This is a genomic window from Streptomyces sp. NPDC004327 (genome assembly GCF_042873935.1).
Classification (GTDB): Bacteria; Actinomycetota; Actinomycetes; order Streptomycetales; family Streptomycetaceae; genus Streptomyces.
Genome location: NZ_JBIAME010000001.1, coordinates 393,598 through 419,035, shown reverse-complemented (window position 1 = coordinate 419,035; position 25,438 = coordinate 393,598). Strand labels below are relative to the sequence as shown.

The window sequence follows — 25,438 nt, the reverse complement described above, 5'->3', positions numbered from 1 at the left end:
CGCCCCCGCATCGGGCGATCACTCCAGGAGGGCAACGTGGCCCTTTCCTCTCCCGGCACGTCCCCCGGCGCCGCTCCCGGCGCCGCCGACGCCGGCCCCGTCTCCCCCGCCGGCCCGCGGCCGACGCGCGGGCTGCTGCCGCTGCTGCTCGCCGGCAACACCGCGATGTACGCGCTCTACATCGGCGTTCCCGGCATGCTTCTGGCGCTCCAGATCGAGGACATAGCGCCGGCCGACAAGGTGGCGAACTTCGGTCTGGTCTCGGGTGTCTCCGCGATCTTCGCGACCGTCTTCAACCCGGTGGCCGGGGCGCTCTCCGACCGCTCGGGGCGCCGCAACCCGTGGATCCTGGCGGGCGGTCTGCTGGCCCTGCCGGTGATGCTGCTGCTCGGCAGCGTGCACACCATCCTGCTGGTGATGATCGCCTGGTGCCTCGGCCAGGCCGTGATGAACATCTACCAGGCGGCCCTCACCTCCGTGGTGCCCGACCGGGTGCCGCTCGCCTCGCGCGGCAAGGCGTCGGCCGCCGTGGGCCTCGGCCTGCCCGTCGGCTCGACCATCGGCGCGCTGGTCGGCGCCGCCTTCTCGGAGCACTACCGCACCGGCTACCTCGTCTTCGGCGCGATCGTCGCCGCGACCGCCGTCCTGTTCACCTCCTTCGCCCGCGAGGAGCGCATGCCGGCCAGGGCTCCGATGCCGGTGAAGGCGCAGCTCGCCGCCTTCGGCAGTGCCCTGAAGGCCCATGACTTCCGCTGGGCGTTCATCGGCCGGGCGCTGCTGATCCTCGGCTACTTCGCGGTGGCCGGATTCCAGCTCTACATCCTCAAGGACCACACCGAACTGCCCGCCGGCATGACCGCCGAGGCGGCGGTCGCCATCCTGACGCCGCTCAACGCGGTGGCCATGGTGGTGTCCACGGTCCTCGGCGGCTGGCTCTCCGACCGCTTCGACCGGCGCAAGCTGTTCGTCGGGGCCTCGGCCGCGCTCGCCGCCATCGCGCTGGTCATCCCGGCCGTCTCGGCGAGCTGGCCCGCGATGCTCGCCTTCTCCGTCGTCAACGGCCTCGGTTTCGGCTGCTACATGGCGGTGGACACGGCCCTGGTGACGATGGTGCTGCCGAAGGCGGAGGACGCGGCCCGGGACATGGGCGTGCTGAACGTCGCCAACGCCGGGCCGCAGATCGTGGCGCCGTTCGTCGCCTCGGTGATCGTCTCGCTCAGCGGCGGCTACACCGCGCTGTTCGTCGTCGCCGCCGTGCTGTCGGTGCTCGGCGCGCTCGCGGTGCGTCCGATCCGCTCCGTACGCTGATCGGTCCGTACGCCGGACCGGTCAGTACGCCGATCCGCCCCGAACGCGGTCCGTACCGCGCGAAGATCCGTATCCCGCGTGGTCATCTCCGCCCCGAACTGCGGTTTCTGACGTACCGTGTGCCCATGGACGACGCTTCCATGGTGGGAATGCTCGGCCGGGTGACCGGCACCGTCGGCCCCGGCCTCGTGGGCGAGGTGATCGTCCGGATCCGGGGCGGGGCCGAGCACTTCCTCGCGTACCCGGCCTCGGGCGCGGACCGGATCGAGCTCGGCACGGTGGTCGTGGTCATGGAATATCTCCCTCCGCGCACCGTGTATGTCACAGCCGCGTATGACAGTTGACCGCTCCCTTGATCGCCGGGTGCCCCGGGCGCACACTCCCTTCACCGGAACCGCACGGCTCCGGTGAAGGGGGAACTGGCCCATGAGCCTCGGGATCCTGGCGGGCGTCGTCGCAGGCGCCGTCGTCGTTCTGATCGCTCTGTTCAAAATGATGTGGCGCGTCGCCGAGCCCAACGAGGCGCTGGTCATCTCGGGTTCGAACCACAAGACGGAGGGCCTCGGCGAGGGCATGGGCTTCCGGATCGTCACCGGACGGGGCACGCTCGTGGTGCCCGGCGTCCAGGCGGTGCGGAAGCTGTCGCTGGACCTCAACGAGACCCAGTTGTCGGTGGACTGCGTCACGCACCAGGGCATCCCGCTGAAGGTGCGGGGTGTCGTGATCTTCAAGGTGGGCGACGACTTCGTGTCGATCGCCAACGCCGCCCGTCGCTTCCTCGACCAGCAGAAGCTGATGTCGGAGCGGGTGCACATCGTCTTCGCCGGTCATCTCCGTTCCATCGTGGGCGGGTTGACGGTCGAGGACATGATCCGTGACCGGGAGAAGCTGACCGGGCAGGCCCGGCAGGCCTGTGGCACGGAGATGGAGAAGCTGGGGCTGATCGTGGACTCGCTCCAGATCCACGAGATCGAGGACCCCACCGGCTACATCAAGAACCTGGCCGCGCCGCACGCGGCGGCCGTCCAGCGCGATGCCCGCATCGCGCAGGCGGAGGCCAACCGACGGGCGACCGAGGCGGAGCAGATGGCCGCGGCGCGCATGTCGGAGGCGACCAGGGACAGCGAGATCCTGCAGGCCGGCTATCAGGCCGAGCGGGACCAGGCGGCGGCGAAGGCGCGGCAGGCGGGTCCGCTGGCCGATGCGGCGGCCCGCCAGGAGGTCGTGGTCGAGGAGACCCGGGTCGCCCAACTGGAGGCCGACCGCAGGGAGCAGCAGCTCCAGGCGGACGTCCGCAAGCCGGCCGACGCGCGCGCGTACGAGCAGCGGACGCTGGCGGCGGCCGAGCGCGACGCGCGGATCCTGGCCGCCGAGGCCGAGGCGAAGAAGACCGAACTGGCGAGCGCGGCGACCGCGACGGCCACCCGGGTGACGGGTGAGGCGGAGGCGGCCGCGGCCCATGCCAAGGGTCTCGCGGTGGCGGAGGCCACCCGGGCGAAGGGTCTCGCCGAGGCCGAGGCGATCAAGGCGCGGGCCGCGGCCCTGGCCGAGAACCAGGAGGCCGTGGTCGCGCAGCAACTCGCCGAGCGGTGGCCGGAGATCGTGGAGGCGGGCGCGTCGGCGTTCGGCAACGTCGACCAGATGGTCCTGCTCAACGGCGCCGACGGGATGGCGGAGATGTTCGCCAAGGCGCTGACCATGGGCGGTACCGGGCTCGGCCTGGCCCGTCAGCTGCTCGCCAACATGAAGCCGGACGCTCCGGCCGGCGCCGTTCCCGCCGCCGCGGTGCCCGCGCAGCGTACGGAGGAGATCACGGTCGGCGACGACACGTAACCGGGCACGCGAAAAGGGGGCCCGGCGCGGTGGATCGCGCCGGGCCCCCTTTCGCGTACGGCTCACACGGTCAGCACTTCTCGTCCTTCTTCACCGCGCCGAGGACGATCGTCTGCCCCGGCTCGATGCGGGCGCCGGGCGCGGGGTTCTGCGTGCAGATCTTCCAGTCCTCGGCGTTCATGGGTACCGAACGGCCCTGACCGGAGGCGTCCTCGAACTGCATCGAACCGGTGATCTGGGCCGCCGCGCCGGCGACGCTGCCGCCGGCGAGGTCGGCCATGAACTCCCCGCCGCCCTGCGCCATGTTCGCGGGAGCGGTCGGCGCCGAGGTGCCCGGTTCCGGCGCCCCGTCGGCCTTGGGCTCGGACGTGCCGCACGCGGTGAGTGCGGCGAACAGGGCTGCGGACAGGACGGCGGCGCCGGCCGTGCGGCGGATGATGCGCATGTTCCCCCCAGGGACGAGCGTGAACGGAGGTACATCATCCACACGCCGTCCCCTCGACGGTCAACCGCCCCGGTTCCGTGCCTCAGTTGTGCCCGAACTTCCGTTCCTTGCGGTGCGAGGTGACGTCCAGGACCGGGCGTGGCGCCTCGGACCTGGCGGGCTCGTGCGGGGTCTCCTTGGCGGCGGCGGCCGTGCGGTGCTCGTGGCCACCGGTACGGGCGCCCTTGTTGACCCGGGTCTGTTTCTTGCCCACGATCATGCCTCCCGTTCCTGGCTGGATCTCGTTCCAGACTCGCACGGGGGCAGGAGAGCCGCATGTCAGGCGGGCCCGGTCACCCGGTCAGCCCAGAACACGCCGGAAGGCCCCGAGGGTGGCCTGGTCGCGGGTGCGGTCCAGGACCCCGAAGACGATCTCGTCGAAGTGGCGGGCGAACCGTCCGTCGCCGGTGAGCAGCTCCTTGAAGGCGCCCGCGACCCGCGCCGGGTCGTTGCGGAAGACCCCGCAGCCCCAGGCGCCGAGCACGAGCCGGCGGTAGCCGTGCGCGGCGGCGGTCTCCAGGACCCGCTCGGCGCGGGCGGCGAGGGCGGCCGGGACGCGGTGGGCGAGCTCGGGCGTGCGGCGCTCGATCACTCCGGCGTTGGGCGCCGGCGAGGTGAGGAAGCCGACGGTGAAGGGCTCGTCGAGCAGCCGTCCGCCGTCGTTCCGGAAGACGGGGACGCCGGGCGAGTGGATGACCCGATCGGTGTAGAAGGGGTCTCTTTCGGCGCGGTGGTGCTCGTAGTACCCGGGCGCGCGCAGCAGGGTGGCGTACAGGGCGGAGCAGCGGCACAGGGCCTCCTCCTGGGCCTGGGCGCCGTTGAGGTAGCCGCCGCCGGGGTTGCGGGCGGAGGCGAAGTTGAGGACGGCGACGGGGGTGCCGGGGTCCTCGCGGGTCATCCGGCGGGCGGCGGCGAGGCTGCTCTCGCCGGTCACCTGGAGGGTGGTCGTGCGGTCGGTGCCGGGGGCGACGGAGACGGGTTCTGGGCCGTGCAGGGTGGTTCCGGCCAGGGCGGCGGCCAGCTGTGCGGCGATGTCGACGGTCCGGCCGTCGGGTGCGGTGTAGCGGCCCGCCGCCACGATCTCCTCGGTCTCGCGGGCGAGGGCCCGCAGTCGTGCGCTCATGTCCCGAAAGCATGATCGACCGGTGTACGGGGCCACAAAGGGTTTTCCCGGCCCGTGGTACGGGCGTGGCCGAACCGGGGGCCGACCGTGGCCCGGGAGGCGCTCTTGCACGCCCCGGAGTCGTGGCTTTAGGTGGAATCAGCGCTTTCCCAGGAGGTGGAGCGATGACGACACCGTCGTCGAGCGGCATACCCCGGGGCGGTCCTCCGCTGTCGGAGGAGGAGGCCGAGGCCCTGCTGCGGGGCATCTGCTTCAAGACGGGGCCGCCGCGCACGGTCGGGGCGGAGCTGGAGTGGCTCGTCCATGAACTGCGCGATCCCCGTCTTCCCGTCCCGCCCGGCCGGCTGGCCGCGGCGATCGACACCGTTCGTGCGCTGCCGCTGACGGCGGCGCTGACCTTCGAACCCGGTGGGCAGCTGGAGCTCAGCTCGCTGCCCGCCGCCTCGCTCATGGAGTGCCTGGACTCGCTCGCCGCCGATCTCCGGGCGGTGCGGGAGGCGCTCGCCTCGCTCGGACTCGGCCTCAGCGGTTACGGGGTCGACCCGTGGCACGCGCCCCGCGCGCGTGTGCTGCACGAGCCGCGCTACGACGCCATGGAGATCGTCCTCGGCCGTACGGGGCCTGCCGGGCGGGCCATGATGTGCGAGTCGGCGTCGGTGCAGGTCTGTCTGGACGCCGGGGTCGACGGGCCGGGGCCGCTGGGCTACCGGCGGCGCTGGCGGCTCGCGCATCTGCTGGGCGCTGTGCTCGTGGCGGCGTTCGCGAACTCGCCGGTGCACGGCGGCCGGCGGACCGGCTGGCGGTCGACCCGGCAGGCGCTGTGGACGGACCTCGATCCGTCGCGGGCGCTCGCCCCGTCTGCGGACGGCGAGCCGCGCGCGGAGTGGGCGGCGCACGTTCTGGACACGCCGGTGATGTGCGTGCGGACCGAGCGCGGGCCGTGGGCGGTGCCGGAGGGGCTGACCTTCCGGGAGTGGCTGCGCACGAGTCGTCCGCGCCGGGCCGACGCGGACGACCTGCGCTATCACCTGACGACCCTCTTCCCGCCGGTGCGGCCGCGCGGGCATCTGGAGCTGCGGATGATCGACGCGCAGTCCGGCCGGGACGGCTGGATGGTGCCGGTGGCGGTGACCACGGCGCTCTTCGAGGATCCGGTGGCCGCCGAGGCGGCCGAGCGGGCGGTCGCGCCGCTGGCGGCGCTCGCCGGGCCCGCTCCGGCGCCGCGCAATCCGCTGTGGCGGGTGGCGGCGCGGGACGGGCTCACGGATCCGGCGCTGCGCACGGCCGCGCGCGCGGTGTTCGCCGCCGCTCTGGAGGCGCTGCCCCGGATCGGGGCGGGTGCGGAGGTGACGGGCGCGGTGGCCGCGTTCCACGAACGGTATGTGCTGCGGGGCGCGTGCCCGGCCGACGAACTGCAGGAGGTGGCGTCATGACCGCGCCGGCCGAACAGGATCTGAAGCAGCGGGCGGTGGTGGCGCTGACCAGGGCGCGTGAGCGCACCGCGCTGCTGACGTCGTGCGTGGACGACGGTGAACTGACCGCCCAGCACTCGCCGTTGATGTCTCCGCTGGTGTGGGACCTGGCGCACATCGGGAACCAGGAGGAGCAGTGGCTGTGGCGGGCCGTCGGCGGGCGGGAGGCGCTGCGTCCCGAGATCGACCCGCTGTACGACGCCTTCGAGCATCCGCGCGCGACCCGGCCGTCGCTGCCGCTGCTTCCGCCCGCCGAGGCGCGGGCGTACGCGGCGGACGTACGCGGCCGGATCCTGGACGTCCTGGACGGTGCCCGGTTCGACGGGGCCGGGCCGCTGGTCGAGGCGGCTTTCGCGTTCGGGATGATCGCGCAGCACGAACAGCAGCACGACGAGACGATGCTGATCACCCATCAGTTGCGGAAGGGGCCGCCGGCGCTGTCCGCTCCTCCCCCGCCGGCCAGGGATTCCGGCGGCCCGCTGGAGCGCGAGGTCCTGGTGCCGGGCGGCCCGTTCACCATGGGGACGTCCGAGGAGCCGTGGGCGCTCGACAACGAGCGGCCCGCGCACACCCGGATCGTCCCGTCGTTCTTCATCGACACCGTGCCCGTCACCAACGGCTCGTACCTGGCCTTCATGGCCGACGGCGGCTACCGCGACGAGCGGTGGTGGCACCCCGAGGGCTGGGCGCAGATCCGTGAACACGCCGTCGAGGCACCGCTGTTCTGGCGGCACGAGGGCGGCCGGTGGCTGCGCCGCCGGTTCGGGGTGACCGAGCCGGTGGCCGAGGACGAGCCGGTGCTGCACGTGAGCTGGTACGAGGCGGACGCCTACGCGCGCTGGGCGGGGCGCCGGCTGCCCACGGAGGCCGAGTGGGAGAAGGCCGCCCGGCATGACCCGGCGACCGGACGCTCGCGCCGCTACCCGTGGGGCGACGCCGACCCCGGCCCCGTACACGCCAACCTGGGGCAGCGGCACCTGGGGCCCGCGGCCGCCGGAAGCTATCCCGGGGGCGCGTCCCCGCTCGGGGTGCGGCAGCTGATCGGTGACGTGTGGGAGTGGACGGCGAGCGACTTCCTGCCGTACCCGGGCTTCCGGGCCTTCCCCTACAAGGAGTACTCGGAGGTCTTCTTCGGGCCCGCCCACAAGGTGCTGCGCGGTGGCTCCTTCGCCGTCGACCCGGTGGCCTGCCGGGGCACCTTCCGCAACTGGGACCTGCCGGTGCGGCGCCAGATCTTCTCCGGCTTCCGCACCGCGCGGAACGCGGAGCCCGTCTGATGTGCCGTCATCTGGCCTTCGTCGGCGACCCGTTGGCCGTCGGCGAACTGCTGCTGCGGCCCCCGCACTCCCTGGAGCGGCAGTCCTGGGAGCCCAAGTCGCAGCGCAGCGGGGTGGTGAACGCGGACGGCTTCGGCGTCGGCTGGTACGCCGAGGGCGATCCGGTGCCCGCCCGCTACCGCCGGGCCGCCCCGATCTGGGGCGACCCGGGCTTCGCCGACCTGGCCCGGGTGGTGCGGACCGGGGCGCTGCTCGCGGCCGTGCGCGGGGCCACCGTGGCGGGCGCGGACGGGGAGGCCGCGGCCGCGCCGTTCGCGGCGGACCGGTGGCTGTTCAGCCACAACGGGGCCGTCCCCGGCTGGCCGGACGCGCTCGCGCCGGTGGCGGCGACGCTGCCCGCCCCGGCGCTGCTCGCCCTGGAGGCGCGGACGGACTCGGCACTGGTGTGGGCGCTCGTGCTGCACCGGCTGCGGTCCGGCGAGGCGCCCGGGCGGGCGCTCGCCGGCACCGTGCGGGAGGTGGCGGAGGCCGCCCCGGGCGCCCGGCTCAATCTGCTGCTGACCGACGGGACGTCGATCGCGGCGACCGCGTGGGGGGATTCGCTCTGGTATCTCACCGGGCCCGGCCGGACGGTCGTGGCCTCCGAACCGTACGACGACGATCCGCGCTGGACGCCGGTGCCGGACCGCACGGTCCTCGCCGCGTCGCGCGTGGACGTCGTCCTCAGCCCGATCGAGGAGCCCTCCCCGTGAGCCCCTTCCAGCTGACCCGCACCCTCCCCGAGGACGCCACGGGCGCCGCGCTGCGCGCCGACGTGCTCCACGGTCTGACCCGCACCCCGAAGGAGCTGCCGCCCAAGTGGTTCTACGACGCGCACGGCAGCGACCTGTTCGAGGAGATCACCCGGCTGCCCGAGTACTACCCGACACGGGCCGAGCGGGAGATCCTGATCGCCCGCTCGACGGAGATCGCGGCGGCGACCGGGGCGCGGACCCTGGTGGAGCTGGGCTCCGGGTCCTCGGAGAAGACCCGGCACCTGATCGACGCCCTGCTGCCGGGACTGGCCGCGTACGTGCCGGTGGACGTGAGCGAGTCGGCGCTGAAGGGCGCGGGCGCGGCGCTCCTCGCCGACCTGCCGAATCTCGCCGTGCACGCCCTGGTGGCCGACTTCACCCATGGGCTCGACCTGCCGGCGACGCCGGGGCCGCGCCTCGTGGCCTTCCTGGGCGGCACGATCGGCAATCTGCTGCCGGCCGAGCGGCGGGAGTTCCTGCGGGCGGTGCGGGGGATGCTGGCGCCCGGTGACGCGCTGCTGCTCGGCACCGACCTGGTGAAGGACGAGGCGACGCTGGTCGCGGCCTACGACGACGCGGCCGGAGTGACGGCGGCGTTCAACAAGAACGTGCTCTCCGTCATCGACCGCGAGCTCGGGGCGGACGCCCGCCCGGAGGACTTCGACCATGTGGCGCTGTGGGACCGGGAGCAGGAGTGGATCGAGATGCGGCTGCGGGCGCGGCACGCGCTCGTGGTGAAGATCCCGGAGCTGGATCTGGTGGTGCCGTTCGAGGCGGGTGAGGAGCTGCGGACGGAGATCTCGGCGAAGTTCCGTCAGGAGGGGGTGCGGGCGGAGCTGGCGGAGGCCGGGCTGACGCTGTCGCGCTGGTGGACGGACGAGGCGGGGCGGTTCGCGCTCTCCCTGGCGACGGTGGGCTGAGCGGGTACGCCGGGGAGGAGGGCCCGGGAGACCGGATTCTGGATGTCGGAGATCGGATCCAGAGCGACGGCGGTGTGGGCGGCGCGGGCGAGGGCGCGGCGGTCGGGATATCGGATACCGGATCCGGGATATTGGGCACTGGATCCCGGATATTGGATGCTGGATATCGGATCCAATATCCGTATCTCAGCGACCAGTCGGCGTGCCGTCGCGATCCGCCACAGCGAGGCCCCGAGGGAGTCGTCCCCGACGTACGCGGCGGCTCCCACAGGTGTGTAGTCGATCCGTACGGGCTGGATATCGGATCCGGTATCCAGCGCGGCCTGAAACGCGGCCGCCCGGAACGCCCCCCGCTCCCGCCCGCACCACGTGGAGCCCTCCGGGAAGACGATCACCCGGCCGCCGCCCGCGAGGACGCACGCCATCGCGCCGACCGTGCCCGGCAGGCTCCTGAGCCGGTCGCGGTCGATGAACAGGGTCCCGCCGAGCGCGGCGAGCGGTCCGAGCACGGGCCAGCCGCGCACCTCGCGCTTGGCGAGCATCCGGCCCGGGAGCACGGCGGCGATCAGCGGGATGTCCAGCCAGGAGATGTGGTTCGCGACGACGAGCAACGGTCCGGACGGCGGCACGGCCCGGCCGGTGACCCGGATCCGTACGCCGAAGGCCCACAGCACGCTCCGGCACCAGCCGCGGACCAGGTGCCGGCGCCCCGCCGCGGGCAGCGGTGCCGCGAGCGGGGACAGCAGCACGCCGAGCAGCACCGCGGTGAGCCCGGCCACCAGCCGGAGCACGCCCGCGACCGCGCCGCGGGCCGCGGCCACCGGCCCGGGGTGCGCGGAGCACCGGCCGGGCGTACAGGGTGCCGTGGGCAGCCACGGCGACACGGCGGCGGGGGTGCTCACCGGGCCGGGGCGAGCGAGAGGAAGTGACGCAGGTAGCGGGGGTTGGTCCGCTCGAGCGACAGCAGCACGTACAGGTCGGCGCAGTCGAAGTCCGGGTCGTGCGCGGGCGCGCCGCACACCCAGGCACCGAGCCGGAGGTAGCCGCGCAGCAGCGGCGGCAGTTCCACGCGGCCCTGGACGGGCGGCACGGCGGCGTCGGGGGTCCACAGCCGGTGCGGGGTGACCCAGTACTCCTCGGGCGCGAGGTGCTTGGCCTTGACGGTGTCCCAGGTCGCGGCGGCGAGGGAGCCGCCGTCGGCGAGCGGCACGGAGCAGCAGCCGGCCAGCCAGTTGTGCCCGGTGCGGGTCATGTAGCGGGCGAGGCCGGCCCAGACCAGGGCGATGACGGCGCCGTTGCGGTGCGCGGGGTGCACACAGGAGCGGCCGACCTCGACGAGGTCGTGGCGGACGGGGCCGAGCCGGGTGAGGTCGAACTCGCTCTCCGAGTAGAGCCGTCCGGCGACGGCGGCCCGCTCGGGCGGCAGCACCCGGTAGGTGCCGACGACCTCGCCGGTGTCCTCCAGGCGGACGAGCAGGTGGTCGCAGTAGGCGTCGAAGGCGTCGCTGTCGAGACCGGGCTCGGGCCCGTCGAGACGGGCGCCCATCTCGCCGGCGAAGACCAGGTGGCGCAGCCGCTGGGCGGCGCGGACGTCCTCCTGGTCGCGGGCGAGGCCCACGACGTAGCGGGGCTGCGGGGCGCCCTCGGGCTGGGGCTGCGCCGGTACGGCGGCGAGGGATCCGTCCATCGGTACGGCGACGGGCTGGGCGAGGGGTACGGCGGCCATGTCGGGCTCCTCCGGCGCTACGGAAGGGACGGTCGGGGCCGGGCCGTGCGAGCGGTGGCCCGGCCCCTCGTTTCTTCCGCTGCCGACTGGATTCGACGTGACCGTCCGGGGGCCGGTTGGTGTGGAGGCGCTGAATGGTGGGCGGAGCGCCCCGCGCGTGGCCTACTCGGCCAGGCTGTCGGTGATCTTCTCGGAGGCGGCCTCGGCCGCCTTCTTCGGGTCGTCACCCATGAGGACGGAGGTCATGTACGGCTTGATGGGGTTGTCGGCCTCGACGTCGGCCCACTGCGGCGAGTTGGGGGTGGCGCGGCCCCGGGCCGCGGCGGCGGCCATGGTGGCGGTGGCCTCCTGGCCGGCGACGAGGGAGGCGAGGGAGCTCTTGTTGGGCACGTAGTTCATGGCGCGGGCCAGTTCGCCCTGCCACTTCTCGCCGGCGAGGGCCTTGACGACGTCGATGGCGGCGGTGCGCTCGGGCGCGTTCTCCGGGACGATCAGGTCGGAGCCGCCGGTGAACACGGCGCAGGGCTGTCCGGACTTCTTGCCGGGTATGGGGAAGTAGCCCAGCTTGCCCTTGAGCGCGGGGTTGGCCTTGGTGATGGCGGGGACCGCGCTGGGCGGCGCGATGATCTGGGCGACGTCGCCCTTGGCGAAGACCTCGGCCTGCGGCGGGTTCTGCTCGTCGGCGTTCTTGGGGCCGTCGCCGAGCGACTGGAGCTCCTTGTAGAACTCCATGCCCCGCAGCGCGGCCGGGCTGTCGAGGGCGCCGGCCCAGACGCCGCCCTTGTCGACGGCGAGTTCGCCGCCCTCGTCCCAGATGAACCCGGAGAGCGTGTACCAGTCCTGGCCGGCGAGGTAGATGCCCTGGCCGTCGCCCTTGTCGAGCCTCTTGGTGTCGGCGAGCCATTCGGCGCGGCTCTTCGGTGGCTCGACGCCGGCCTGCTCGAAGAGGTCCTTGTTGTAGATGACGATGCGGCTGGCCGCGTACCACGGGATGCCGTACTGGGAGCCGTCGATGCTGCCGGGCTCCGCGAGACCGGGCAGCCAGTCCTTGCCGCCGAGGTCGCGGACGGACTCCAGGGTGAGGTTGTAGAGCTTCTCGGTGTCGGCGTACTGGGCGACCTGGGTGTTGCCGACCTCGATGACGTCGGGGCCGCCGGGGCCCTCGATGGCCTCGGTGACCTTCTTCCCTATGCCGGTCCAGTCCTGGATGGTGACCTGGAGTTCGACGCCGTCGTGCTCGGCCTCGAAGGACTCCTTGAACCGCTTCAGGAAGTCGTCGCTGACGCTGTCGCGCATCAGCCAGACGTGCACCGTCCTGGTGGAGCTCCCCCCACCGGGGAGCAGCCCGCACCCGGAGAGGGCGAGGGCGGAGACGACTGCCAGGGGACAGACGAGACGGCGGTTCTTCACGTAGGTCACCTTCTGCGTAGGGGGCTGACCCGACGTGTGGGGGGACCGAACGGGAGGTTCGCGCGGGTTGGTGGCCTGGATTCTGGTCTGGACCAAAGGGGATGGTCAAGTCCTCGCCGGGTGATCCGGGCGCCGGCCGAGCCGCCCGGCCGGCGGCGGACGTGTCGCGGAGCCCGGCCCGGTGGGGCACGGTGGAGGGAACGCACCGGGGGCACCCCGAGAGGAGTCCGGCTCCATGTCGAACCACACCTACCGCGTCACCGAGATCGTCGGAACGTCCACCGAAGGCGTCGACCAGGCCATCCGCAACGGGATCGAGCGGGCCTCGCAGACCCTGAGGGGTCTCGACTGGTTCGAGGTCACGGAGGTGCGCGGGCATCTCGCCGACGGGGCGATCGAGCACTACCAGGTGGGCCTCAAGGTGGGATTCCGCCTGGAGGACGGCGCCTGATCCGGGATCCGGTATCCAGGATCCCGGATCCAGGAGATTGGATCCCGGATCCCGGATGCCGGATCCTGGAGGTTGGATCCCGGGCCCCGGAGGCTGGATCCCCGACGCTGGAGAGTGGATCCCGGACCCCGGAGGCTGGATCCCGGACGCCTGATCCTGGAGATTGAATCCCGGACGCTGGATCCCCGACGCTGGAGCTTGGATCCAATCCCCCCTCAGGTCCGGCCCTCCGTCTCCTGCGCCTCCGTCAGCGCCTCCGACGCCGCCGCCCACCGGGCGCGCACGACCGTGAACCCCGCCGCCTCCGCGGCGTCGCACACCAGCTCGTCGTCGTCCACGAGCATCCGTACCTCGCGTTCGCGCTCCAGCCGGCGCAGCACGTCCAGCTTGGTCTGACGCGCCGGGCGGAAGTCCCGGTCGCGGCGCATGTGCACCGGGCCGTCCGGGAGCCCCTGGGCCGCCAGCCAGTCGAGGGTGTCGCGGCGGCAGCGCTCGGGGCGGCCGGTGAGATAGACGATGTCGCACTCGACCGCGGCCTCCCGACAGAGCGTGATGCCGTCCGGGAGCGGCGGGTCCTTGGGGGCGGCGGCGAAGAAGCCGTCCCAGTCGCGCGGGCGCCCTTCGAGGAAGTGCTGGCGGTGGGCGGTGGAGGCGAGGGTGTTGTCGAGGTCGAAGACGGCCACGGGCCTGGAGTTTCGGGTCACTCCCCCAGCGTAGGCAGCGCGCCCCGCGGCGCCACGGGCATGACGGCCGACGTTCTCGCTGATCTCTTGGCATCTCCCCGGTTCCTGAATGTTTAAAGTCGAACTTATGGTGCACTCGCAGGTCTAGAAGACGAAAGCGAAGGCCACCGCGATCACTTCGGTCACCTGCGTCTTCGAGGGCAGCTGCCCGGCTGCGCCGAGCGTCAGGAGGGCCGGGTGAAATACGGAGTGGGCAGCCACCGGCACGGGGTGCTCTCCCGATGGAAACCACGGGCCGTAGTACGCCGGAGTCTGGTGCGCATCACGAAGTGGGAGCTCCACCTGATGGCTTGGAGTGTCCGGATGACGGTCCGGCGGGCCCTGCACAACGTGTCGCCGACGGCGGTTCGGCGCAAGTGGTAGCCCGAGGTGTGGAAAGAGCCTGCGGAAGGGCGAGAGATGAGCACCTGGGAGAAGACGAAGGGGCAGATGGAAGAGGTGGCCGGCAGCGCCATCAGGAAGTCCGCCCACGCGATGGGGAACGAGAAGCTCGCGGCCAAGGGCAGCGCGCTGCAGATGCGGGGCAAGGCCCGGCGCCTGAAGGAGAAGGGGAAGGACGCGCTTCCCTGATCGGATCGGGGGTACGCGCAGCCGAGCTGGTCGACCCAGCTCACCGGAACGTCACATCGGGAGACATCAGGAATCATGGGAATACTTGCTTGGATCCTCCTCGGGCTTCTCGCGGGCATCATCGCCAAGATGCTGATGCCGGGAAAGGACCCGGGCGGCATCATCGTCACCACGCTCATCGGCATCGCGGGCGCCCTGCTCGGCGGCTGGCTGGGCAAGGTCATCTTCCACGTCGATTCCATCGACGGCTTCTTCGAGATCTCGACCTGGATCGCCGCCATCGTCGGATCGTTCATCCTGCTCGCGGTGTTCCGCTTGTTCACGCGGCACAGGTGATGCGGGAGGCGACGGACGCGACGCATGCGACGCGCGAATGCGTCGGCGACCCGCGCTCCGATCCGTCCCGCACATGGCCGAGCGGCTTCCTTCCTGTCCCGTCCAGGGGTAGGAAGGAAGCCGCTCGGCCGTTCTTCCGCCGTACGCGCGGCTCGGCCGTTCTTCCGCCGTACGCGCGGCCCCGCCCTCTCCCGCACCCTCCTGCGCCGGATCTCCGTGTCAGTCCGAAGGCGGAAGCAGGGTGCCCAGCGGGCCGAGGTCCAGGTTGAGGTCCTCGAGCGTGTATCCGTGCTCCCTGCACAGCTCGGTCATGCGGTCGTGGAGGGCGAGGAGAGTCGCTCCGAGTTCCTCTTCCTGCGCGTCGGTGAGGTCGCCCGAGTCGACGCGGCGAAGGGCCTGGCGTTCGATCAGCTGCCGGAGGAGTTCGACGATGGTGAGGACCAGCTTGAGGAGGTCCTCGCCGACCGCGTCGGGATCCGTGCGGATGCGGTGTGCCGGGGGCCGGGTTTCGCCGGGCGGGGCCGGAGGCTCCTGGACCAGCCGGAAGGCGCGGGCCAGCGGGGCGCCGAGGGCGTCCAGGTCGGGAGGCGGCCGCCCGTCGGGATGCGCGTTCATGACCGGCTCCTGAGGGCGTGGGGGTCGTCGGAGTGGGTGACGGAAGTGATGAGGGCCCGCAGGGAGATGCGTACGAGGTCGATGTCGGCGATCGTCAGGACGATGTCGCCTGTGATGACGACGCCTCCGGCCAGGAGCCGGTCAAGAAGGTCGACGAGGGCGACCTGCCGGCCGGGCAGGGCGTCGTCTCGTCCGGCCACGGTCATGATCGAGCGCCTGGGCGGTCGTCCGGGTCGTCGGCTGGGACCGCCGGCGGCATGGCGAAGGAGTAGGGCGCCCAGGGCCCGGTGACTTCGATGCGGATGCCGGGCAGGCCCTGGCCCGCCTTGTCGAGTGCCGCGCGGAAGGCCTCTGCCTTCTCGTCGGGGACGAGGTAGGCGTCGTTGAGGACGTTCTCGCCGTTCTCGCCGCGGGTGAGCGGTCCGGTCTGCGCGGGGTGGCGGACGGCGTGCGTGGCAAGGGGGGCCGCCACGGCCGCGATGCGATCCGCTGCCTGCCGGGCCTGCAGGTAGCGGTCCTCCCGGGCGTGGTGCTGGGCCCGGCGAGCCCGGAGATAGGCCTTGCCGGGGCTCGGGTCGTCCGCCGGGGCGGTGGAGTGGGCCCGGGCCTGGTCGTGGGGGGCGTCGGCCGCCGGCGCCGTGGGCTGGGCGGGGGCCTCGGCGTGGATGTCGTCGGCCGTGGCGGCTCCGGCGGCGATGTAGACCTTGACTCCGTACTCGGCGTGGCGGGCCAGGAGGGCGAGTCGGGCGGCGAAGGCGTCCTGTTGCTCGCGCAGGGCTTCGCGTGCGCGGTCGTCGTTCTGGTAGAGGGTGGCCAGTCGCAGGGGCAGGACGATCGTGTGCTCGGTCAGGGCCTGGATGACGCCGTGGTGGGCCCTGGCGGTGCCCTCCAGCCAGCCCAGGTCTTCGAAGCGGGATCTGAGGGCTTCTTCCCGCCACTCGTCGGCGGGGACCCGGCTGACGACGAACACCGGGGCGGGCGATCCGGGCCGGCCGGGATCCAGGAAGGTGACCGGAGCGTCTCCTACGCCGCGCAGTCCCGTCAGCGACTCGTCGAGCCCCGGGGTGCCGGCGGCCACGGCGTAGACGTAGGTGAGGTCGGGCTCGCCGTTCATGGTGCGCGCCTCTCTCTCGTGGCGTCCTTGGACCGAACCCCTTCGTCCCGCTCCGCGCCTTCCTCTGTCGGGCTCTGCGGGACGGCGTCCAGTCGCTCACGTCGCAGGGCTTCCACCTCGGCACGCAGGCGACGGTTCTCCTCCGCGAGCGGGTCACCGCTGTGGCGCGAGGAGAGCGAGGGATCGTGCTCCCACCAGTCGATGCCGATTTCCTTGGCCTTGTCCACCGACGCTATGAGGATCCGCAGCTTGATGGTGAGCAGCTCGATGTCGAGGAGGTTGATCCGGATGTCCCCGACGATCACGATGCCCTTGTCCAGGACGCGTTCGAGGATGTCGGCAAGGCTGGCCGACGAGGACGGCGGGTACGACGCCGGCATCGCCCGGGACGGCACCGGGGGGATCCTGTGGGCAAGCGGGTCAGTCACGGCACCCGACCTCCTGGGTCACTGCCGGCTCTGCCGGAATCGCGCGATCTCGTCGAGCCGGTCGAGGAGTTCGTCCTCCTGGCTGTCGAACGTGGCCTGGTCGATCTCTCCGTCCAGCAGGCTGCGCTCCAGTTCGGCAAGGGCCGCGTAGACGGGGCCCGGGTCGTAGTACTCCTCGTTCGCCTGGTCCAGGACCCTCTCCGCCGCCCACGTCACGAGCCGTACGGGCAGCAGCGGCGCGGTCAGTAGCTTGGCCAGCATTCCCATGACGTTCTTCCTTGGTGTTCCCCTGCCGAGCGCGCCTGAGCGCACCTGCCCGCACGCACGTGGCTACACGAAGCTGTACGGGGGCAGCGGCCCGTTGAACCGGAACTCCACGTCCTCCACCTGCTCGGCGAGGCGGGCCTCCGCCTCCAGGAAGGCGTTCTTGTCGTCGTCGTGGACCAGGAGGGAGATGTTGAGGATGTCTCCGTCGGCCGGGGCGCGGACGCTGTGGTCCCGTGCGAGAGGGACGAGCGAGCGGATCAGTCCGGCGGCCAGGTCCTCCCGCCTGTCCCTCACTTCCGCGGCGACGAGCTCACCCAGCTCCAGCGGCAGCCGGGGATCGGGGTCGCCGCCCCGGATCCGGTCGTTGAGCTGCCGCGCCCGGTCCGACGCGTAAAGGATCTCCCTCAGGAGGACGTCCTCGTCCTGAGAGGCCTTCACCTGGTACTCGGCGCAGCCCCGCAACCGCTCCAACGCCTCCAGATAGCCGTCCGCTTGTTCCAGGAGCACCTGGGCGACCGCCTGGTCGTCGGGGGCGGTGTAGCCGAACTGCAGCGGGAGGACCGTGCCGTCGGCCATGAGCCGGTCCTGTACCTCCTGGTGGACGGCGAGGTCGCGGCGTCTGGGCCGGATCTCCTCGTCGACGTCCGAGACGACCGCTCGCAGTCGCCCCGCGGTGACGGCGCGCACCGGCGCGGGTTCCGTTCCGACGCCCGTCAACCCGTCCAGCCGGCAAGGGTGTTCGGCGGCGATGACGGAGTACACGTAGAGGGACATCGTCTACTCCCTCTCTCGGTGAGCGGTGCGCCGGGCGGGGCGACGACGTCGGGGAGCTTCTTCCTCCACCGCCACTTCTTCCGGCTCTTCCTGTTCTTCTTCCGGCTCTTCCTCTTCTTCGTCGTCGGACGAGCCGCTCAAGGACTGCGTCACCGCGTCCACGACGCCGCTGATGGCCCCTTTGGACTTGCCACGCGCCCCGCTCTCGACCGTGTCGCCGATGACGTCGGTCAACTGGGTGGGGGCCTTGCGGCCGGCTTCCAGGTCCAGGCGGTTGCAGGCTTCGGCGAAGCGCAGGTAGGTGTCGACGCTGGCGACGACGATGCGTGCGTCGATCTTCAGGATTTCGATGCCCACCAGAGAGACGCGCACGAACACGTCGATCACCAGGCCGCGGTCCAGAATCAACTCCAGGACGTCGTAGAGGCTGCTCGTGCCTCCGCCCGCGCTTCTGCTGACATCGCTTCCGCCCTGCGGCACCATGGTCATGGCCGCTTCCCTTCACGCCGGCCCGGGTCAGGTCGGCCTGTCGATCATGCCCCGGCTGTATCGCCGAGTGCGCTCGTACGAGATCAATTCGCCCTCCGCGTCCACCGTGACCTTGTAACTGGCGAGGATGCTGGTGGTGTCCGGTATCCGCTCCAGCTCGAGGACCTCGACCTGGGCCTCCCAGCCGTCCTCGATCGGCCGGAGAGACGAGACCGACTCGGGGACGCGCCCCAGGAGCTCCGAGACCTGTTCCACCGCGGACCGCATCGCCGCGGCCGCACCGGAGGTCTTCCGGCGCGTCGGCGTCTTACGCGCGGACTTCGCGCGAGCGACGGCCTTCCGGGCGGGCACCTCTCGGTCCTGATCCTCCTCCGGAGGAGGACGTCGGCTGCGGCCCGGCTGTGCTGAGGCCATGAGCCTGCTCCCCTCGCGAACTGAATCGTGCGGCTGCCCACCCATGCCCGTACCAAACACCGTGATTCCTACGAGATTTCTTCACTCTCCACATTTCACGCATATCTGCCACGTGTCAGAGCAGTCCCCGTAGTGACAGCGCGAGCGGTGGCGTCTCGTCGCCCGCACCAGGGCGTCCCCCGTGGCGCACGGAATCGCGGCGACGTCCGGCGCACCAGGTGAAGGGAAAAGCTCATGGAGGACACGACCAAGATCGCCTTGGCGGCCGCAGTCGCCGGGGGCTACGTACTGGGGCGGTTCAAGAAGGGGCGTCTGGCCTTCTCCCTGATCACGTACGCCGCGGGTCGGCGTTTCGGCCTCGATCCACGGGAGCTCGCGACGCAAGGCCTGAAGAAGCTGGCCGACATGCCCCAGATGGCCGAGCTCAGCGACCAGATCAAGGGTGAGGCGCTCGACGCCGGACGCAAGGCGCTCGTGGCCACCGCGAACCGCCGGATGGCCGATCTCGCCGACTCCCTGCACGAACGCACTCTCGCCCTGGAGCAGGGCAACGGGGACGACGCGGAGGAGGACGACGAGGCGGAGGGCGACTACGAGGAGGAGCCCTACGAGGACGAGTGGGACGAGGAGGAAGAACCCGAAGAGGAGGAGCCGGGGTCCGCGGAGCCCTCGGACGAGGAGGAAGAGGAGGAGGACCTCGACGAGGAGGACGAGGAGGAAGAAGACGAGGGAGCGGAGGAGGAAGCACCGCCGGCTCGCCGCCGCACTTCCTCCGCGTCGGCCTCCAGGACGACCCGGCGCCGGGCCCCGGCCCGCAAGACCGCCCCGGCGAAGAAGACCGCCCCGGCGAAGCGTGCGGCCCCGGCGAAGAAGACCGCACCCGCGAAGAAGACCGCCGGCAAGAGCGCGAGCAAGGCCCCGAGCAAGACCGCGGGCAGGAGCGCGAGCGCCGGGACGAAGACTCCCACGCGGCGGACGGGCACCGGCACGACGGGCACGCCCTCCTCAAGTGGGACGAAGCGCAGCACCCCTGCCAAGAAGGCTCCGGCCAAGAAGGCTCCGGCCAAGAAGGCCGCGTCGAAACCGGCGGCCAGGAAGACGGCGGCGAAGAAGGGTGCGGGGCGTGCTCCCGCGTCCAAGACCGCGGCGAAGAAGACCGCCAAGACGACCAGCCGCAAGACCACTGCTCGGAGGTGAACCATGGCCACCACACGTGCGAACAGCGACGACCGGTCCGGGTTCGACCGGCTGATGGAAGAGGCCTCCGCGTATCTGGCCACTCAGGCGGACCATCTCGCGGACAAGGCCGTGGACAAGCTGGGCGATCTGACCGACGGCCTCCAGGACGTCGCGGAGAACGGCGGCAGTCTCGGGGACATCGGCGGCCGCCTGCTTCAGGGCGACTCACCGGTCAAGGCCATGCTCGGCCACACCGTCGGGGGCCTCAAGGACAAGGTCAAGGACGTGGGCTCCGGACTGCTCGGTGGCAAGAAGCGGGGCCGCAAGGGCGGCGGCAAGTCCATGAACATCGTCGAGACCATCGACGTCGGCGTGCCCCTGCGCACCGCTTACAACCACTGGACGCAGTACGAGGACTTCAGCAGTTTCGCCAAGGGTGTGCGCAGCGTCTCCCAGGGTGACGACACGACCAGCGACTGGAAGGTCAAGGTCGGCCCCTCCACCCGCAGCTGGAAAGCCACCGTGCAGGAGCAGATACCGGACGAGAGAATCGTCTGGACCTCGGAAGGAGCCAAGGGGACCACACGCGGTTGCGTGAGCTTCCACGAGCTCGCGCCCTCCCTCACCCGGATCCTCCTCGTCGTGGAGTACTACCCCTCCGGGCTCTTCGAGAAGACCGGAAACCTCTGGCGGGCGCAGGGCAGGCGATTGCGCCTGGACCTGAAGCACTTCGATCGCTTCGTGTCTCTCTCCAACGAGGAGCCAGAAGGCTGGCGCGGGCAGATCGAGGACGGCGAGGTCGTCCGCACCCACGAGGAAGCCCTGGAGGAGGAGGGCGAGGAGCGGGACGAGGAGGAACCGGACGAGGAAGCGCCGGAAGACGAGGACGAGGAGGGTGCAAGGGACGAGGAAGCCGAAGGGGAAGAGGGCGAGGGCGAGGAGGAACCGGAGGAGGAGTCCGAGCCCGACGAGGACGACGAGGAGTACGACGACGAGGAGTACGAGGAAGACGCCGACGAGGACGAGGAGCCCAGTCCCTCGCGGCGTCGTCCCTCGCGGCGTCGACGCTGAACCCCACCCACCGGACCGTCCCGTCCCGTCGTGGCCGTGCTCGCGCACGGCCACCTGCTTGGCTCCCGCCTCTACAGCAGGGGCACTACAGCAACAAGCAGGTGACTACAGCAGGTGAGGAGGCCACGGCTCCCGCCGTCGGCCTCCTCACCTGCTGTAGTCACCTGCTGCAGATCAGTGCTTGAGCGTGTCCTTCGCCTTCCGGCCGGCCTGCTTCGCGTCGGAGGCGGCCTGCTCGGCACGCCCCTTCATCTCCAGGCTCTCGTTGCCGACGGCCTTGCCCGTGACCTCCTTCGTCTTGCCCTTGGCGGTCTTGCCCATGTCCTTGGCCTTCTTGCCAGCGGCCATGCCCGTCACCTCCAGAGAGAGCTATTGATCCGCTACCCGGATAAGACCGAACAAAGCATGTCGATTCATCCAGGATCGCCCTGCGTTCTCGTGGCCGTCTCCGGCGCGGGTGCTGGTGCGTGGCCGGGTCGTCACGAAGGAGGCGGATCCGGATGCGTCCGGTCCTCATCGGCCGGGGATTCGGGACGGGGCAGGTGGATGTCGAGGACGCAGATGTCGTCGCGGTGGCGCGGGTGCCCGGCGACCAGGGTGCGGGCGAGGGTTCGGGCGTTCCCCTCCCGCACGAGGCGGGCCGCCGTGTCCGCCAGTCGTGTGAGCCCCTCGTCGATGTCCTCGTGGGGAACCTCGACGAGGCCGTCGGTGTAGAGAACGAGGTGGTCGCCCGGCACGAAGGTGAACGAGGCCTGCCCGTACGGCGCCTCGAACGACGCACCGAGCAGGCATCCTTCGGGCTGAACCAGATACCGTGCCACGCCGTCGCGGATCAGCAGGGGCGGCAGGTGCCCGGCCCTGACCCAGGTCAGCTGGTGGTCCTCGGGCCGGTACCGCGCCATGACCATGGTCGCGGTGGCGGAGTACGACTCGGTGGCGGTGTGGAGCAGCAGCGCGTTGAGGCGGCTCAGGACGATGGGGAGCTTGGATCCGGTGATGACCATCCCCTTCGCGCTGAAGCGGAGTTGAGCCATGGTGCCGACGGCTGCCAGGCCGTGACCGGCGACGTCGCCGACGACGAAGAGGGCGCCGCCGTCGGGGAGCTCGATGGCGCTGTACCAGTCTCCTCCGACGTTCACGCCCGTGTCGGCGGGCAGGTAGGCGACGTCGACGCGCAGGCCGGTGAGGTCCAGCGACTGTTCCGGGATGGGCAGCAGAGTCTCCTGCAGCCGGGCGGCGAGGGCACGTTCGGCCTTGAGCATGCCCCGCTGGACCAGGTTGGCCCGTTCGCTCTCGCGGAGGGCGATCTCGGTGCCGCGCTGGGCGGTCAGGTCCTGGAAGAAGCCGTGGACCTCGACGGGGGTGCCGGCCGAGTCCACGTGGGCCTCGGCGACGATCCGGAGGTGCCGTACGCCGCGCGCGGTGGCGATGCGGAAGGGCTCGTCGATCGCCGTGCCGTCGCCCAGCAGGCGCTGAACGGCCGCTCCGAGCCGCGCGAGATCGTCCGGCAGGAGGTGGCCGGGGAGTTCCTCCAGGGGCATCGGCCCCAGTCGCGGATCGCGGACGAAAATGGTGTAGACCTGATCCGACCAGGTGATGGTGTCGGTCCTCAGGTTCCAGCTCGCCCAGCCGAGGTTGCCCAGGCGTTGCAGGTCGTCCAGGCGGCGCGCTTCGCGCTCGCTGGTGTCGTGGCGGATCCAGCAGACCACCAGTCGGCCGCCCAGGGGTGAGACCCGCACCGAGTAGACGGACTCGTAGGGCACCCCCAGGGCCGTCTCCTCGTACGTGAACGGCGGCCCTTCGTAGACCTTTCCCGTCGTCAGGGTGTCGAGGTATCCCTCCCACAGGTCGCTGCCGGCCACCGTCGGATACGTCTCCAGGATCCTGCGGCCGACCAGGTCCCTGCCTCGCCGCCCGGCGACGTCGACCGATTCGGCGGCCGCCGCGTCGATCCGGAAGTCCTCGACGCGGCCGTCGGCCGAACGCATCGGGGTGAGCAGGACCGCGGGGCCGGAGAGGACGTCGAAGATCGTCTGGACGGCCACCACACTGTCGTCCTCGTCCGTCGACGCGTGAGCGCCCGGCCGCCCTGAGCCGCGCAGGCGTCCTTCGCACAGCCGGACCGCGCGGCGGAGGAGGCTCCGGGTGCTGTTGGAGAAGGGCCCGGCCACGGTCCGGAAGAAGCCGATGGCGAGGGTCGCCGGTTGCTCCCCCGGCAGTGGGATCCAGGCACGCGAGGGCCACGGGCCGGCGATGAGCTGGTACCGGTCGGCGTCCAGCCTGGCGTTCTCCAGCCACACCGCACGGGCCTCGGTCAGGGCCTCCCGTGCCGCCACGCCCGCCATGGGCGGGACGTGACTCCACTGTTCGGTCAGCGACGGGTCGAGCCCGGCGTGGCCCGTCAGCTCCAGACTTCCAGAGCCATCCACGGCGTAGATCATGACCGCGTCGATCTGCTCGGCATCGCCCAGGACGCGCAGGAGCAGCTGGGCCACCTCGCTCGCGGTGTTCGCGGCGGCCAGGCCGTCGGCCAGGCGGGCGAGGAGCACGTGCTGGGCGTTGCCGGCCGGACGTACCGCGTACCGCGCGGCGTCGAACGGAGACGGAGACGGCGCGGCGCCGACAGGGGCGGGAGGCGGTGGGGCGGCCGGGCTGAAGGCCGGCGTCCGGCCGGTACTTCCCAGCGTGAGCCAGCATTCCTCGGCGAGGGTGCGGTCGTACCGCGCGGCGCGCTGCCTCAGGAGTTCATGTGCTTCTTCGGCCGAGGCCCCCTCCCGGGCCATGAGCACGCCCGCAGCCCGTTCGAGGACGGCGGCCGCCGCAGCTCCGGCCTCGAGGTCCGCGACCTCGGCTCGCAGCCTGCTCACCACCTTGGCCAGCGCCAGCACCTCCGGAGACGCGCCGCCGACCGAGGACGCGGGCTCAGCCTCCATATGCCGAGCATGACACAGCCCCGGCGCACGGGCGCTCCGGTCGTGGTCTCCCGGCCTGTGCCCCTCCCGCGTAGCCTTAAACGCGGTGGGCCGCGCACACATAGCCTTAACGCGATGGGCCGCACACATACAGACGCGGGGTGCGCGCTCGCCGTCAGCCGCCGTTCCGCCGCCGAACGTGACGGGTCGGTGTCGATGGGGGCGCCCTGGGGGCGTGCACGGGCCGGCCGGTGCGGAGCTCGGCGGCGTCAGGACACAGGGACGCAGGCCCGGTGCTCCCCCTCGTCGCGCGCGGCGCCGCCGCGGCCGGCGCTGTTTCCGCCCATGATGAGACGGTCACCGGGGTCGGCCGGTGACCAGTGGCGAAAGGCGGGCGGGTGCCGGTGGAGAGCGACACTCTGGGAGCGGTCCTGGCGGACGTGCTGGCCGCGTCCCACCGCGCCGGACCCCGTGCGATCTCCGATCTCGTACGGGATGCGGGGCGGCGCCTGGGACTGACCGATGCCGGCGTGTACGTGGCCGACCTGCAGCAGCTCGGCCTCGTCGCGCTGCCGACCTCCGAGCAGGCGCGAAGCCGCGACGCGGACGGTGAGACCGTGGGCCCGGAGACGCTGCCCGTCGACAACTCACTCGCCGGACGCGCCTACCGCACCGAGACCGTTCAGGTGAGCCTGCCGGACGCCGACGACACCGAACGGACGGGATGGATCCCGGTCGTGGACGGCATCGGCCGGCTCGGGGTGCTGCGGGTGACGGCGCCGGACCTCGACGCGTCGCTGCTGCACCGGTGCGAGGCCCTCGCCGGGTTGGTCGCTCTGATCCTGGCGACCAAGCAGCCGTACAGCGACCTCCTCGCCGACATCATGCGCACCCGGCCCATGAGCCTGCAGGCGGAGCTGCTGTGGGCGTTCGTGCCACCACGCACCATCGGCACCCCGGCGGTGACCTCCAGCGCCCTCCTGGAGCCCGCGTACGAGGTGGGAGGGGACGCGTACGACCACAGCCTGGCCGGAGAGGTGCTGCACCTGGCGCTGCTGGACGCCATGGGCCACGACCTCGCCTCCGGCGGCTGCAGCGCCGTCGCGCTGGCCGCCTGCCGCTCCACCCGGCGCGCGGGCGGGCAGCTCTCCGACGTCGCCGAAGAGATCGGCCGCACCTTGGACCGCTGGATCCCGGAGCGGTTGCTGACCTGCGTCCTGGCGGACCTCGACACCACCACCGGCCGGCTCGACTGGATCAACTGCGGCCATCCCGCACCGCTGTTGATCCGTGACGGCCACGTCGTGTCCGGAGCGCTCGACCGCGCGGCCCACCCACCGCTCGGGCTGACCGGGTACGACTTCCCGGCCCCGGCCCTGCACAGCACGTACCTGCAGCCGGGTGACCGGTTGCTGCTGTTCACCGACGGCGTCACCGACGCACGCTCCTCCGCGGGCGAGCTCTTCGGCGAGCAGCGTCTGACCGACGCCGTCGTCCGTTCCCTCGCGGCCGGTCTCCCCGCTCCCGAAGCCCTGCGCCGCCTCATCAAGCAGATCCTCGTGCACCAGGACCATCACCTGCACGACGACGCCACGGTCCTCCTCGCCGAGTGGCATCCGCGGGGCCGGTGAGCCATCGGCGCGCGGCTCGATCCCCGCGACCGCCGAGGAGACGCGCGGGCAGTGTGTTTGCCGAACGGGCCGGCGGTGAGGTGAGAAGGACGACTGT

30 protein-coding genes are annotated in these 25,438 nt (G+C 71.8%); 13 read left to right on the top strand and 17 right to left on the bottom strand.

Going from position 1 to position 25,438, the window contains the following annotated elements:
- Nucleotides 1–36: 36 nt before the first annotated feature.
- The 3 genes from ACFYU9_RS01795 (at nt 37) to ACFYU9_RS01785 (ending at nt 3,141) form a co-directional block, all read left to right on the top strand.
- Nucleotides 37–1,308: an MFS transporter gene (locus ACFYU9_RS01795; RefSeq protein WP_389341405.1), complete on the top strand. Its 1,272-nt coding sequence runs from the start codon at nt 37–39 to the stop codon at nt 1,306–1,308.
- Between the two features lie 119 nt (nt 1,309–1,427).
- Nucleotides 1,428–1,652 carry a hypothetical protein gene (locus tag ACFYU9_RS01790; protein ID WP_389209892.1) on the top strand — a complete coding sequence of 75 codons (225 nt, stop codon included), beginning with the start codon at nt 1,428–1,430 and terminating at the stop codon, nt 1,650–1,652.
- Nucleotides 1,653–1,734: 82 nt separating this feature from the next.
- Complete coding sequence (locus ACFYU9_RS01785; RefSeq protein ID WP_389341402.1) at nt 1,735–3,141, top strand: flotillin family protein; 1,407 nt, start codon at nt 1,735–1,737, stop codon at nt 3,139–3,141.
- Nucleotides 3,142–3,211: 70 nt separating this feature from the next.
- Here ACFYU9_RS01785 and ACFYU9_RS01780 read toward each other — a convergent pair whose 3' ends face one another.
- The 3 genes from ACFYU9_RS01780 to ACFYU9_RS01770 all read right to left on the bottom strand — a co-directional run bounded on the left by ACFYU9_RS01780 (nt 3,212) and on the right by ACFYU9_RS01770 (nt 4,748).
- The gene (locus tag ACFYU9_RS01780; RefSeq protein ID WP_389209888.1) at nt 3,212–3,586 is read right to left on the bottom strand and encodes a hypothetical protein; all 375 of its coding nucleotides are present in this window, start codon (nt 3,584–3,586) and stop codon (nt 3,212–3,214) included.
- Nucleotides 3,587–3,668: 82 nt separating this feature from the next.
- On the bottom strand, nt 3,669–3,845 hold the full coding sequence (locus ACFYU9_RS01775) for a hypothetical protein (RefSeq protein ID WP_389209886.1): 177 nt from the start codon (nt 3,843–3,845) through the stop codon (nt 3,669–3,671).
- An 81-nt stretch (nt 3,846–3,926) separates the two neighbouring features.
- The gene (locus ACFYU9_RS01770; protein WP_389341399.1) at nt 3,927–4,748 is read right to left on the bottom strand and encodes a TIGR02452 family protein; all 822 of its coding nucleotides are present in this window, start codon (nt 4,746–4,748) and stop codon (nt 3,927–3,929) included.
- Nucleotides 4,749–4,912: 164 nt separating this feature from the next.
- Here ACFYU9_RS01770 and egtA point away from each other — a divergent pair, with 164 nt between their 5' ends.
- From egtA to egtD, 4 genes are read left to right on the top strand one after another with little or no spacing between them, the layout of a single operon-like run.
- Nucleotides 4,913–6,181, top strand: coding sequence for an ergothioneine biosynthesis glutamate--cysteine ligase EgtA (egtA, locus tag ACFYU9_RS01765; protein ID WP_389341396.1), 1,269 nt, complete (start codon nt 4,913–4,915; stop codon nt 6,179–6,181).
- On the top strand, nt 6,178–7,497 hold the full coding sequence (egtB, locus tag ACFYU9_RS01760; RefSeq protein WP_389341393.1) for an ergothioneine biosynthesis protein EgtB: 1,320 nt from the start codon (nt 6,178–6,180) through the stop codon (nt 7,495–7,497). The genes egtA and egtB overlap by 4 nt, the downstream gene beginning before the upstream one ends.
- Entirely contained in the window at nt 7,497–8,249 is a 753-nt protein-coding gene (gene egtC, locus ACFYU9_RS01755; protein WP_389341390.1) for an ergothioneine biosynthesis protein EgtC, read from the top strand. Before egtB ends, egtC begins: the two co-directional genes overlap by 1 nt.
- On the top strand, nt 8,246–9,211 hold the full coding sequence (egtD, locus tag ACFYU9_RS01750; RefSeq protein ID WP_389209877.1) for an L-histidine N(alpha)-methyltransferase: 966 nt from the start codon (nt 8,246–8,248) through the stop codon (nt 9,209–9,211). The genes egtC and egtD overlap by 4 nt, the downstream gene beginning before the upstream one ends.
- On the opposite strand, the gene ACFYU9_RS01745 is transcribed toward egtD, so the two are convergent.
- From ACFYU9_RS01745 to ACFYU9_RS01735, 3 genes are all read right to left on the bottom strand, one after another.
- Nucleotides 9,106–10,095 carry a lysophospholipid acyltransferase family protein gene (locus tag ACFYU9_RS01745; protein ID WP_389342932.1) on the bottom strand — a complete coding sequence of 330 codons (990 nt, stop codon included), beginning with the start codon at nt 10,093–10,095 and terminating at the stop codon, nt 9,106–9,108. The genes egtD and ACFYU9_RS01745 overlap by 106 nt on opposite strands.
- A gap of 14 nt (nt 10,096–10,109) precedes the next feature.
- Nucleotides 10,110–10,898: a GNAT family N-acetyltransferase gene (locus ACFYU9_RS01740; protein WP_389210383.1), complete on the bottom strand. Its 789-nt coding sequence runs from the start codon at nt 10,896–10,898 to the stop codon at nt 10,110–10,112.
- Nucleotides 10,899–11,099: 201 nt separating this feature from the next.
- Nucleotides 11,100–12,347 (bottom strand): extracellular solute-binding protein, encoded by a 1,248-nt coding sequence (locus ACFYU9_RS01735; RefSeq protein ID WP_389209875.1) that lies wholly within the window; start codon nt 12,345–12,347, stop codon nt 11,100–11,102.
- Nucleotides 12,348–12,582: 235 nt separating this feature from the next.
- Here ACFYU9_RS01735 and ACFYU9_RS01730 point away from each other — a divergent pair, with 235 nt between their 5' ends.
- Nucleotides 12,583–12,798, top strand: coding sequence for a dodecin (locus ACFYU9_RS01730; protein WP_389209873.1), 216 nt, complete (start codon nt 12,583–12,585; stop codon nt 12,796–12,798).
- Between the two features lie 215 nt (nt 12,799–13,013).
- Here the strand turns inward: ACFYU9_RS01730 and ACFYU9_RS01725 are convergent, their stop codons facing one another.
- A complete protein-coding gene (locus ACFYU9_RS01725; RefSeq protein WP_389341387.1) occupies nt 13,014–13,502 on the bottom strand; it encodes a hypothetical protein in 489 nt (162 codons plus the stop codon).
- Nucleotides 13,503–13,940: 438 nt separating this feature from the next.
- Here ACFYU9_RS01725 and ACFYU9_RS01720 point away from each other — a divergent pair, with 438 nt between their 5' ends.
- On the top strand, nt 13,941–14,111 hold the full coding sequence (locus tag ACFYU9_RS01720) for a hypothetical protein (protein ID WP_389209869.1): 171 nt from the start codon (nt 13,941–13,943) through the stop codon (nt 14,109–14,111).
- A 75-nt stretch (nt 14,112–14,186) separates the two neighbouring features.
- Nucleotides 14,187–14,447 (top strand): GlsB/YeaQ/YmgE family stress response membrane protein, encoded by a 261-nt coding sequence (locus ACFYU9_RS01715; RefSeq protein WP_389209867.1) that lies wholly within the window; start codon nt 14,187–14,189, stop codon nt 14,445–14,447.
- A gap of 219 nt (nt 14,448–14,666) precedes the next feature.
- Here ACFYU9_RS01715 and ACFYU9_RS01710 read toward each other — a convergent pair whose 3' ends face one another.
- The 8 genes from ACFYU9_RS01710 to ACFYU9_RS01675 all read right to left on the bottom strand — a co-directional run bounded on the left by ACFYU9_RS01710 (nt 14,667) and on the right by ACFYU9_RS01675 (nt 18,548).
- Nucleotides 14,667–15,062, bottom strand: a complete 396-nt coding sequence (locus ACFYU9_RS01710; RefSeq protein ID WP_389341384.1) for a gas vesicle protein K — start codon at nt 15,060–15,062, stop codon at nt 14,667–14,669.
- Nucleotides 15,059–15,268, bottom strand: coding sequence for a gas vesicle protein (locus ACFYU9_RS01705; RefSeq protein ID WP_389341381.1), 210 nt, complete (start codon nt 15,266–15,268; stop codon nt 15,059–15,061). The genes ACFYU9_RS01710 and ACFYU9_RS01705 overlap by 4 nt, the downstream gene beginning before the upstream one ends.
- On the bottom strand, nt 15,265–16,176 hold the full coding sequence (locus ACFYU9_RS01700) for a GvpL/GvpF family gas vesicle protein (protein WP_389341378.1): 912 nt from the start codon (nt 16,174–16,176) through the stop codon (nt 15,265–15,267). Before ACFYU9_RS01700 ends, ACFYU9_RS01705 begins: the two co-directional genes overlap by 4 nt.
- The gene (locus tag ACFYU9_RS01695; RefSeq protein WP_389341375.1) at nt 16,173–16,604 is read right to left on the bottom strand and encodes a gas vesicle protein; all 432 of its coding nucleotides are present in this window, start codon (nt 16,602–16,604) and stop codon (nt 16,173–16,175) included. The genes ACFYU9_RS01700 and ACFYU9_RS01695 overlap by 4 nt, the downstream gene beginning before the upstream one ends.
- Before the next feature lie 18 nt (nt 16,605–16,622).
- Nucleotides 16,623–16,871: a gas vesicle protein GvpG gene (locus ACFYU9_RS01690; RefSeq protein WP_389341372.1), complete on the bottom strand. Its 249-nt coding sequence runs from the start codon at nt 16,869–16,871 to the stop codon at nt 16,623–16,625.
- Nucleotides 16,872–16,934: 63 nt separating this feature from the next.
- Nucleotides 16,935–17,645 (bottom strand): GvpL/GvpF family gas vesicle protein, encoded by a 711-nt coding sequence (locus tag ACFYU9_RS01685; protein ID WP_389209855.1) that lies wholly within the window; start codon nt 17,643–17,645, stop codon nt 16,935–16,937.
- Nucleotides 17,646–17,648: 3 nt separating this feature from the next.
- Nucleotides 17,649–18,134: a gas vesicle structural protein GvpA gene (locus tag ACFYU9_RS01680; RefSeq protein ID WP_389341369.1), complete on the bottom strand. Its 486-nt coding sequence runs from the start codon at nt 18,132–18,134 to the stop codon at nt 17,649–17,651.
- Between the two features lie 27 nt (nt 18,135–18,161).
- The gene (locus tag ACFYU9_RS01675; protein ID WP_389209851.1) at nt 18,162–18,548 is read right to left on the bottom strand and encodes a gas vesicle protein; all 387 of its coding nucleotides are present in this window, start codon (nt 18,546–18,548) and stop codon (nt 18,162–18,164) included.
- 234 nt (nt 18,549–18,782) lie between these two features.
- Between ACFYU9_RS01675 and ACFYU9_RS01670 the strand changes: the two genes are divergently transcribed.
- Both ACFYU9_RS01670 and ACFYU9_RS01665 read left to right on the top strand, forming a co-directional pair.
- Entirely contained in the window at nt 18,783–19,745 is a 963-nt protein-coding gene (locus tag ACFYU9_RS01670) for a histone protein (protein WP_389341366.1), read from the top strand.
- A gap of 3 nt (nt 19,746–19,748) precedes the next feature.
- Nucleotides 19,749–20,798 carry an SRPBCC family protein gene (locus tag ACFYU9_RS01665; protein WP_389341363.1) on the top strand — a complete coding sequence of 350 codons (1,050 nt, stop codon included), beginning with the start codon at nt 19,749–19,751 and terminating at the stop codon, nt 20,796–20,798.
- Nucleotides 20,799–20,972: 174 nt separating this feature from the next.
- Here ACFYU9_RS01665 and ACFYU9_RS01660 read toward each other — a convergent pair whose 3' ends face one another.
- On the bottom strand, nt 20,973–21,146 hold the full coding sequence (locus ACFYU9_RS01660; RefSeq protein WP_389209845.1) for a CsbD family protein: 174 nt from the start codon (nt 21,144–21,146) through the stop codon (nt 20,973–20,975).
- Nucleotides 21,147–21,277: 131 nt separating this feature from the next.
- Nucleotides 21,278–23,731 carry a SpoIIE family protein phosphatase gene (locus ACFYU9_RS01655; RefSeq protein ID WP_389341360.1) on the bottom strand — a complete coding sequence of 818 codons (2,454 nt, stop codon included), beginning with the start codon at nt 23,729–23,731 and terminating at the stop codon, nt 21,278–21,280.
- Between the two features lie 383 nt (nt 23,732–24,114).
- Between ACFYU9_RS01655 and ACFYU9_RS01650 the strand changes: the two genes are divergently transcribed.
- Nucleotides 24,115–25,341 (top strand): PP2C family protein-serine/threonine phosphatase, encoded by a 1,227-nt coding sequence (locus ACFYU9_RS01650; RefSeq protein ID WP_389341357.1) that lies wholly within the window; start codon nt 24,115–24,117, stop codon nt 25,339–25,341.
- Nucleotides 25,342–25,438: the final 97 nt, after the last annotated feature.